13 protein-coding genes are annotated in these 8,647 nt (G+C 66.0%); 9 read left to right on the forward strand and 4 right to left on the reverse strand.

Annotated features, from left to right (window positions below):
- Both QYL93_RS31560 and QYL93_RS31565 read left to right on the forward strand, forming a co-directional pair.
- Positions 1–318: hypothetical protein (locus QYL93_RS31560; RefSeq protein ID WP_305747385.1), on the forward strand; the 318-nt coding region annotated here is incomplete at its 5' end.
- 73 nt (positions 319–391) lie between these two features.
- On the forward strand, positions 392–607 hold the full coding sequence (locus QYL93_RS31565) for a hypothetical protein (protein ID WP_305747386.1): 216 nt from the start codon (positions 392–394) through the stop codon (positions 605–607).
- Between the two features lie 52 nt (positions 608–659).
- Here the strand turns inward: QYL93_RS31565 and QYL93_RS31570 are convergent, their stop codons facing one another.
- Positions 660–2,045, reverse strand: a complete 1,386-nt coding sequence (locus QYL93_RS31570; RefSeq protein WP_305747387.1) for a TAXI family TRAP transporter solute-binding subunit — start codon at positions 2,043–2,045, stop codon at positions 660–662.
- A gap of 294 nt (positions 2,046–2,339) precedes the next feature.
- Here QYL93_RS31570 and QYL93_RS31575 point away from each other — a divergent pair, with 294 nt between their 5' ends.
- From QYL93_RS31575 to QYL93_RS31595, 5 genes are all read left to right on the forward strand, one after another.
- Positions 2,340–3,002 (forward strand): gamma-glutamylcyclotransferase, encoded by a 663-nt coding sequence (locus QYL93_RS31575; RefSeq protein ID WP_305747388.1) that lies wholly within the window; start codon positions 2,340–2,342, stop codon positions 3,000–3,002.
- Between the two features lie 208 nt (positions 3,003–3,210).
- Positions 3,211–3,489: a hypothetical protein gene (locus QYL93_RS31580; RefSeq protein WP_305747389.1), complete on the forward strand. Its 279-nt coding sequence runs from the start codon at positions 3,211–3,213 to the stop codon at positions 3,487–3,489.
- A gap of 64 nt (positions 3,490–3,553) precedes the next feature.
- A complete protein-coding gene (locus QYL93_RS31585; RefSeq protein WP_305747390.1) occupies positions 3,554–4,156 on the forward strand; it encodes a hypothetical protein in 603 nt (200 codons plus the stop codon).
- A 36-nt stretch (positions 4,157–4,192) separates the two neighbouring features.
- Positions 4,193–4,777: a hypothetical protein gene (locus tag QYL93_RS31590; protein ID WP_305747391.1), complete on the forward strand. Its 585-nt coding sequence runs from the start codon at positions 4,193–4,195 to the stop codon at positions 4,775–4,777.
- A gap of 13 nt (positions 4,778–4,790) precedes the next feature.
- Complete coding sequence (locus QYL93_RS31595; RefSeq protein ID WP_305747392.1) at positions 4,791–5,117, forward strand: hypothetical protein; 327 nt, start codon at positions 4,791–4,793, stop codon at positions 5,115–5,117.
- Positions 5,118–5,141: 24 nt separating this feature from the next.
- Here QYL93_RS31595 and QYL93_RS31600 read toward each other — a convergent pair whose 3' ends face one another.
- From QYL93_RS31600 to QYL93_RS31610, 3 genes are read right to left on the reverse strand one after another with little or no spacing between them, the layout of a single operon-like run.
- Complete coding sequence (locus QYL93_RS31600; RefSeq protein ID WP_305747393.1) at positions 5,142–6,299, reverse strand: serine hydrolase; 1,158 nt, start codon at positions 6,297–6,299, stop codon at positions 5,142–5,144.
- Positions 6,296–6,604, reverse strand: a complete 309-nt coding sequence (locus QYL93_RS31605; RefSeq protein ID WP_305747394.1) for a hypothetical protein — start codon at positions 6,602–6,604, stop codon at positions 6,296–6,298. Before QYL93_RS31605 ends, QYL93_RS31600 begins: the two co-directional genes overlap by 4 nt.
- Before the next feature lie 14 nt (positions 6,605–6,618).
- Positions 6,619–7,311 (reverse strand): glutathione S-transferase family protein, encoded by a 693-nt coding sequence (locus QYL93_RS31610; protein ID WP_305747395.1) that lies wholly within the window; start codon positions 7,309–7,311, stop codon positions 6,619–6,621.
- 22 nt (positions 7,312–7,333) lie between these two features.
- Here QYL93_RS31610 and QYL93_RS31615 point away from each other — a divergent pair, with 22 nt between their 5' ends.
- Both QYL93_RS31615 and QYL93_RS31620 read left to right on the forward strand, forming a co-directional pair.
- Positions 7,334–7,813, forward strand: coding sequence for a hypothetical protein (locus QYL93_RS31615; protein ID WP_305747396.1), 480 nt, complete (start codon positions 7,334–7,336; stop codon positions 7,811–7,813).
- Between the two features lie 137 nt (positions 7,814–7,950).
- Entirely contained in the window at positions 7,951–8,373 is a 423-nt protein-coding gene (locus QYL93_RS31620) for a hypothetical protein (RefSeq protein ID WP_305747397.1), read from the forward strand.
- The last annotated feature ends 274 nt before the right edge of the window (positions 8,374–8,647 follow it).

Consider the following 8,647-nt stretch of genomic DNA (forward strand, 5'->3'; position numbering starts at 1 on the left):
TTATTTAATGTGAAAAATATCCAAATTATTGATGGTGCAGATAATTGTGTTTTTGATATATTTCAAGCTTCGGATGATGAATTTTCCGTTATATTCAAGAAAGCTACCGACATCGCATTTATTGATGAAATTTATGAGGCGGGAGATTCTAAAGAGTTGGACGATATTTTTTCAAAAATATGGAAGCGCCCAATCAAAAAAATTGACGCAATGGGGATTCACGGGATAATATTTTATGAGTTGGGTAATAAAAAAATATATTATCCAACAAGAAGGGATTCTGAGGCATGCAACCCTGATGGGTCCAAGTTGCGGTAATATTTACTTTGTGTGTTTTTTTCTTATCTTGTACTTTGACTACTACCGGCAGTCCGTGAAGATGCCGAGGGATATGGCACGGTCGCTGGAAAAGGACATTGGTTGCCTGTATGTCGCATCGCTCGCCGCACCGTGGGTGGTGACGTACCAGGAGCGCACGAGTCCCACGCGCAGCGATCCGATCGACGAAACCGACAACTACTTCGCGCTTTACGGCAAGCTCGACATGGTCGCTGTGATCAACAAGGCCACTGCAGAATTCTATTCGAAGGTGGGGCGGGGCCCATAGCGGCAGCGCGCCCTCCACATTGGGGCGATGGCTGCCTGTTGGGCATCTGCTTTCAGCCCGCCTGCTCTGCAGGTTGCGGCGTTGTCGTGGGCACTTCTTCCGCCCCACCCCCCGCCTGCACCCTCAACAACTTCCTGCGTACCATCTGAATATGGTTGCGCAGCGCATACAGCTCGTCCGCATACGACAGCGGCACGCTGATCTTTTCCACCTGTGCCTCCAGCCCGTCCAGCGCCTTGAGCATCTCGGGGTGGCCGGCGGGGTTGGTTTCCAGCGTGTCCTCGATCTCGCGCAGGCGGCCGTACCAGCGGAACACGCGTGAGCGCACGCGGAACTGGTACAGCGGGGGCACGATGCGCGACAGGGGCAGCAACACGGCGATCAACAAGCCCATCACCAGCCACATGCGGTCGATGACATTGGCGATCCAGAACGGCAGATAGCGCTGCATCATGGGCACGGGCTCGTTGATGGCGCGCTCACCCTCCTTGGCGATGGGGAGTTCGCTGTGCCGGGTGCTTGGGAACTCGCGGGCGCGGTTGAACCAGCTGGCGCCGCCGTGCAGCTTCTGCGCGTTCTGCGCAAACAGGGTGAGCAGGGCAGGGTGCGTGCCGTCGCGTGCCAGCAGCGAGGTGGTGGTGGCCACCAGGCGGGCATCCAGCGGCGGGATGTTGCTGGCCAGGTCGACCACGCCGCGCGGCAGGGTCACGGGCGTCAGGTACGGAAAGCGCCGCGCATACGCCTCGTGCTGGGCAAAGTCCATCAGGTGCACGCCGGGGGTCTGCAGCAGCATCTGCACCATCAGCGACTCGGGGGCCGAGGCGAACACCAGGGCATCGAGCTTGCCGTCCAGAAACGCCACGGTGGCCGGCGTCTGCTCCAGCTGCGACAGGCGCACCTGCTTGGGCTCCACGCGGTTGGCCTCCAGCAGTTGCTCCATCAGGCGCGGCACGCCGCTGCCTTCGGACCCCACATTCACGCGCAGGCCGCGCAGTTGGCGCAGGCTATCGAGCCGGCCGGCGGCCGTCACGCGCAGGGCCGAGTCGGCGCGGTAGAACAGCCAGATCGGCTCGACGAACAGGCTGCCCAGCGATGCCAGGTTGTCCGGGTCATCGGGCAGCAGCTCGGCCGTGCCGCCCTGCACAAACGCCAGGTCGGCCTCGCCATCGCGCAGCAGCTGCAAATTGTGCGACGAGCCCGCGCTGGGCTTGAGCACCACCTCGATGCCATCGGCCGCCAGCGCCTTCTGGTAGCGCTTGCCGAACTCTTCGTACGCGCTCTGTGCGGGGCCGGTGGCCAGCGTCACCGTCTTGGGCGGGTTGGGGTCCAGCCACCAGTAGGCGGCCACCAGCAGGCCCACGGCCAGAAAGGCCAGCGGCCCGGCAGACAGGATCAGGTCGCGCAGGGTGAGGAAGGTGTTGCGGAAGGCCTGGGGCATGAAGGGCTGGTGGGGTGTTTTTAGAGGGAGGGTGAGCTGGCTGGGGCTGATGCGCCAGGGATGCAGTGCTTGCTGGCTGGCCTTGCGGACTTCGCGATTATCCGTGCACGCAGCGGGCAGGGTGCCTGGCGCAGCGGGATCAACGTATCCGTTGGTAGGAAGCTGCTCTGCTGTGGCCGGATCGACCCATACTGAAGTAACCGTGTGTCTCCAAGGCCCGGTTTTTGCACAGGGTGGGCCGTTGGGTCCTGCCGCATGGCAAACTTGCCCCACCTTTGGCGTTGCTGACTGAAGATGACCATCCTGACCCGCGAGAACCTCCGCAACGGCAGCTTGCGCCGCCGCATGAATCTGGTTGCCCACCCGGGGTGGTCCGACGAGCGGGTGGAAGAATCCTTTGCCCACGCCTGGGACAGCCGGCCCGAAGGGCCCACCTGGGTGTTCGGCTACGGTTCGCTGATCTGGAACCCGCTGATGCCGTTTGAAGAGCAGCACACGGCCACGCTGGCGGGCTGGCACCGCAGTTTCTGCCTGCGCTCCATCTCTGGGCGCGGCAGCCCCGAGCGGCCGGGCCGCGTGCTGTCGCTGATGCCCGGTGGTGCCGTGCAGGGCGTGGCCCTGCGCTTGCCCCAGGCCGATGCGCGCGATGAGGTGCGCATGCTGTGGACGCGCGAGATGACCGGCGGCGGCTACCACCCCCAGTGGCAGGCCGTGCAGCTGCAGGACGGCCGCAGCGTCACCGCCATCACCTTTGTGGCCAACCCCGACCACCCGCAGCACGAGCAGGATGCTTGTGCCGAGACCGTGGCCCGCCTGGTGGCGGTGGCCAAGGGTGTGTTCGGGCCCAATATCGACTACGTGCTGTCGCTGGACCAGGCGCTGCGCGAGCGTGGGCTGCACGATCCGTATGTGGAGGCCATCGTGCGGGGCATCAGGGAGGCGCAAGCCGAAGGGTGATACGGATTTGCCTTCAACCGTCTAACTTCGTTGGTCCGCCTTGCCGTGCTACAGCACTGTCTGCGGCTTCCCGCCTAGTTATACGATTGAATGCAAATCCGTATGAGGGGTGCTGCCAGGCTCTTTTTCGTATCTGCTGGCCGCCGGCCAAGAGACAATGCGGGCTGGCCCCGTGTCCCAACCACCACCCGCTTTCGCTCGTTCACCCATGCCCATCCACGCCCTGATCCCCAGCCGCACCCTCCTGATCGCCGTCGACCCCGATGGCAGCTGGTCCCTGGCGGACGATGGCACGCCGGGCTCGGCGGACGTGGATTTTCGCCTGGAGATCACCGATGACGGCGGCAGCGGCTGCCTGCTGGTGTGCTCCTCGCTCGACGGCCGGCTGGCCGCCGACCACTGGTTCGCCTCGCTTGGCGAGGCCCAGGCCTTTGCGGCCGATGCGTTTGGCATCGAGGCGCAGGAGTGGGCCGCCACCGAAGGCTGATGCCGCCGCCCGTCGCTGACAATCACTACATCCCGCACTATTTCCTCACCCAGAAGACTTTGCGATGACCGAGCCCATCGACCCCAACGATCCCCTGGAAATCACGCAACCTGCGGACCTCACCGAATCCGCAGACACCACGCAGCCCGCAGGGCTTGGCGACTCTGCGGAGCCCGCCGAGCCGGACCAGGATGCGCCCCCCGAGGTGGTGCGCCTGATCGCCGCCCTGACCGCCATACCCGGCGTGACCCAGGCGCAACTGGACAACACCTACCTGCCCGAGGTGGCGGTGTCCGACCTGTCCCTGCCGGGCCCCTATGCCGACCTGCCCATCGCCGCGCTGCGCCGGTCCAATGGCGCGCTGGAGAACGAGCTGCTGCTGTCGCTGGAGTTTCGCATCCAGCGCAACGAGGCCGGGCTGCGCGCTGCGGAGTTTCTGTCGTGGTGGGTGCGCGACCAGTCGCGAGGCGGCGAGAACATGCAAATCCGCAGCATCGGCCTGCCCCCCATGGTGGCGGGCGACCAGCAACTGGGGCGCACCCTGCGCTTCACCATCGACTGGTTCTACGCCGACCCATCGCAGGACATGGCCAACGTGCTCAGCGCTGTGGGCGGCAAGGCGCTGGCGCTGGAGCTGGCCACCAACATGTACAAGGATGCGTTCTAGCCGCCAGGCTGCCCACCGCCCGTGGGCGCACCCTGCATGACAAAGGCGCTGCGCCGATCTGCCGCGCGCCTGGCGCTGTTGCTGCTGGTTGTCGTGCCCGTGGCCGCCTGGGCGCTGGTGAAACCCGTGCGCGTGCTGGCACCGGGCCTGGCCGGCATCGGCTGCAGCCAGGGCACCACGGTGTGCGTGGAAGACCCGGCGCGCGAAGCACAAGCCCACCAACTGGTGGCCGAGGGTATGGCCTTTGTCGCCAGCCACGTCGCGCCGGTGGAGGGCTCGCCACGCTTCGTGTTCTGCTCCACGCAGGCCTGTGCCGACACCTTCGGCTTGGGCGCCCGCTCGGCTGTCACCACCGGCACCTGGGGCACCGTCATCGGCCCGCGCGCCTGGGCGCCGCACTACGTGCGCCATGAACTCATCCACCACCTGCAGGGCCAGCGCCTGGGTGTGCTGCCGCGTCTGTTCAAGCCCGCCTGGTGGGTGGAAGGCATGGCCTATGCCTTGAGCGAAGACCCGCGCACACCGCTGGCCGAGCCGTGGGAGGGCCACCGGCGCGAATTCGATGCCTGGTATGGGCGGGTGGGGGCTGAGCGGCTGTGGGTGGAGGCGGGGCGGTTGTGAGATCCTTGGTTCAATGACCATTTACCCCACCGAACTCATGGTGCTCGGCCTGTGGCTGGTGGCGCCTGCGCTGGTGCTTGGCCTGCTGGTGCTGTATGCCGTGCATGCGCGCTTTGGCCAGCGCATGGGCCTGCGCCCCTGGCGGGCTGCCAGCCTGCTGGTCGTTTTCGGCATTGCCATTGCAGCGCTGATTCTGGTGTATGCCCCGGCGGGGACGGCCCGGTCCCTGGGCCTGCGCGACATCCGTATCCTGGGCTGGCAGACCTACTGGGCTCCGGTGGGCTTCATGGCCCAGTTGCTGGCATTGCCCGTGGCGCTGTGGCTGGGGCGGGGGCGCTGACGGCGATGGGCTGGCTGGGCCGGTTCAGCCCGCTTCTTCGGCACCACACCGCGCAGCAACCAGCATGCGCGCCGCGCGCAAAAACTCCGTGGGCCCCACCCAGCTGACATTCCAGTTGCCGGCCACCGGCACCTCGCGCTTGTGCGCGATCACCATCGACCGTGCGGGCGCCACCAGGATGTACTGGCCGTGCACGCCCCAGGCCATGTAGGCGCCGTGCAGCGGTGAGCCTGCGGGCTCCTTCTCCAGCAGCCACCACAGGGTGCCATAGCCAAAGCCGCGCCGGGCGGTGCGTGCCGGGTGCATCTGCGCGGCAGGCGTGGTCTGCGCTGTCATCTGCGCCACCCAGCCGGGCGGCAGCAGCGGTTGGCCGTGCCATTGGCCCTGGTTCAGCGCCAGCAGGCCCAGCCGGGCCATGTCCCGCGTCGATAGATAGAACGGGTAGGCCAGGTGCTCGGATTTGCGGGCATCGCCGCTGCGGGCATGGCGCTCAGGCTCAAAGTCTTCGAGCTGCAGGGGGGTGGCCAGGTCGTCGGCAAACGCCTGGTAGATTCCGCGCCCGGTCAGGCGCTCGAAGGCCGTGCCGGCGGCGTTGAAGTCCCAGTTGTTGTACAGAAAGTAGCTGCCTGGTGCCTGCGATCCGCGCGCGGGGGCTGCAGCCGCATCGTCGCCGCCATTGGCCGCCGCGTGGTAAATGCCCGAGCGGGCGGCCAGCAGGTCACGCAGCCGCGCCTGGCGCTCGCTGGGCAGTAGGCCGCCCACGGCGTCGTCTATGCCCACGTCGGCCAGCGTACGGCTGAGGTCGATGGCGCCGCTGGCCACGTACTTGCCGTACAGCATCGCCAATAGGCTCTTGCGCACCGAAAAGACGATGCTCACCCGCTCCACAGGCCCTTCGCTGAACAGCACGCGGCCATCGCGCACGGCCATGAGGGCCGTAGTGTCCAGCGTGTGCACGTAGTCGCGCGCAGCCTGCAGCTCGCGCTGGCAGGCGCTGCCTGCCGCGGGCGCGGGCCAGGCCTGCCACGTGGCGCCGGGAAAGGCGGCGGTGGCAACGGGGGCCGCAGGCGGGGCGGGCGCCACAGTGGCAGTGGGTGGCGGCATGGCGCAGCCACTGGCCAACAGCAGCAGCATGCCTGCGCTCACCAGCGCCGCGATGTGCATTGGCAGACCGTGCTTCATGTGCTCTGCGCCGCCCGGTGCGTTTGGATCGCGGCCATCACCTCGGTACCGAACTCCCGGTCCACATTGCGCGCCTTGTAGGGCGAGTGGCTGGCTGCGACACCGGGCGCCGAATGGTGGATGGCGCAAGCCAGTTCGTGCAGGTAGTCCCGGCCCCGCTCGGCGTAGAGCGCGGCCTCGGCCTCGTTCAGTTGCAGGAGGAAGCTGTACGACACAAAGCTGTGGCTGCAGTTCACGTCGAGCAGCAGCGAGGGCCCGTGCAGCACAAGGATCCAGCTGGCGGGTTCATGGTCGATGACGTGCATGGGGCGGCGCAACCTCAATCCCGGTCCGGCGCGCCCAGCGGAAAGTACGGCCGAAAGTACCGCGCCTCGTCCACCGCGCGCGCGAACGAAGGCCGCGCCAGCAGCCGCGCGCGGTAGGCGCGCAGCACGGGACAGGTTTCGGGAATCGGGTGCGTCCAGTCCGCATAAAACAGCGAGGGCGCGGCAGCGCAGTCCGCCAGCGTGAAGTGTTCGCCCGTGGCCCAGGTGCAGCCGGCCAGGCGGGTTTCGAGCCAGGCGTAGGCGCGCTCGAGCTTTTCCGTGGCCAGGGCCATGCCGTCCTGGCGTTTGACCGCATCGCCCGTGAGCGCGCCGTTCACGGCCAGCTGCATGGCATTCATCACATGCAGGTCGAAAAACCGGTCCATGAAGCGCACGTCGAGCGCATCCACCGGGTCGCTGGGTATCAGGCGCACGGGGCCGGGATGCTTGAGCTGCAGGTACTCGATGATGATGGTCGTCTCGACCACGTCGCACGCTCCATCCACCAGCAGCGGAAATTGCCGCAGCGGCCACTTCGCAAGCCACTGTGCCGCATGCTGCGGCGCATCGTGCCCCAGCACGCGAAACTCGAAGGGCGTGGCGTTTTCGTACAGCGCAATCAGCACCTTCTGCGTGTACGACGAGAAGGGGTGGCCGTAGAGCACGAGCGGCGAGGCTTCTGGCGGGGCAGGGGTGGGCTGGCTCATGCGGGACTCCTGGGGTGAGCGGATGAGCATCGTACCGCCTGCGGCTACATTGCAGGCCTACCACGCCAGCCATGGAATGAAACACTTTTTCCAACAACTTGCCATCGCTGCCTTGGCCTTGCTCCTGCTCGCCGCGGCGGGCCTCTATGCACTGTCCCTGTTATTCCCGGATCTGTGCGGGAACACTGTGCTTGCCGATACCTTCTCGCCCGAACAGCGCCACAAGGCAGTGGTGTTCCAGCGCGACTGCGGTGCGACCACGGGATTTTCCACCCACGTGTCGGTTATTGGCGCACAGGACGCGTTGCCCAATGAATCCGGCAACGTCTTCACGGCCGACGACAACCGGGGGGCCGTGCCCACCAGCGCTGCGGGTGGGCCGGTGGTGCAGGTGCGTTGGGTGTCGGGCAACGCGATGGTCATCACGCACCACGCGGGCGCCCGTGTCTTCAAGCAGAAGGATTCGGTGTTGGGGGTCGCGGTGGCGTACGAGCGCCTGTAAAGGGCTTGCCCAGGGCCCTGCAGGTATCGCCAACTGCTCCGCAGAGTAGCCGTACAGGCTTCTCGCACAGCGCCGTGCCCGTGGTGCGGGCCACGGCCACTACTCTGGGCGCCCCTGTCTTCATGAGGTGCTTGCATATGTCCCTGGGATTCATCGTGGGCCTGATCGCCCGTTGCCTGCTGCTGGCCGCCCTGGCTTCGGCGAGCGTGGCCTGTTCGGTGCAGTGGTATGCAACGCCGTATCCCAAGCCCGAAGGGCTGGCGACCATGGGGTGGCTGCTGCAGTGGATGGCATTCCTGTGCATCTGGTTTGGCTTTCGCACGCTGAACCCGCTGGCGTGGATGCTGGGCGGGCTGGTGCTGTTTCCGCTGGCCCAGGCCACCGTCCATTGGATGGCGGGAGAAATGGGCCTGACCCGGGACTTCACGGGATGGGGTGGCTTCCAGGCAATGTTCTGGCTGCATGCGGTCATCTCGTGCTGCCTGTGCATGGCTGCCTACGGGGTCTATTTCATCCTGCGGCGGGTGCAGGGGCTCAGCGCCAACGTCATTGATGGGTGATGGGTGGATGGTTGATGGGGGCCGCCGAAGCGCAGCCGGAGCAGGTGCCCCGGGAGACTGCTGCGTGCACGGCGGCCAGAGAACGGTGCAGCCAAGGGCGTGCTGCAGCGCGGTATCGGGCCGCGCCGCCATATTTCGCTGGCGCAAACCCCGGGCGGTTTCGATAATCGTGTGGCGGTGCCAGGCTTGGGTGCCGTCAAATCCAAAACCAACAGGGGTGTCTTCCATGCGTCTTCCACGATCCACCATCCGCAGGCCTGCGCGCCTGGCGCTT

Origin of the sequence: Acidovorax sp. A1169 (genome assembly GCF_030704685.1) — a bacterium.
Classification (GTDB): Bacteria; Pseudomonadota; Gammaproteobacteria; order Burkholderiales; family Burkholderiaceae_C; genus Acidovorax.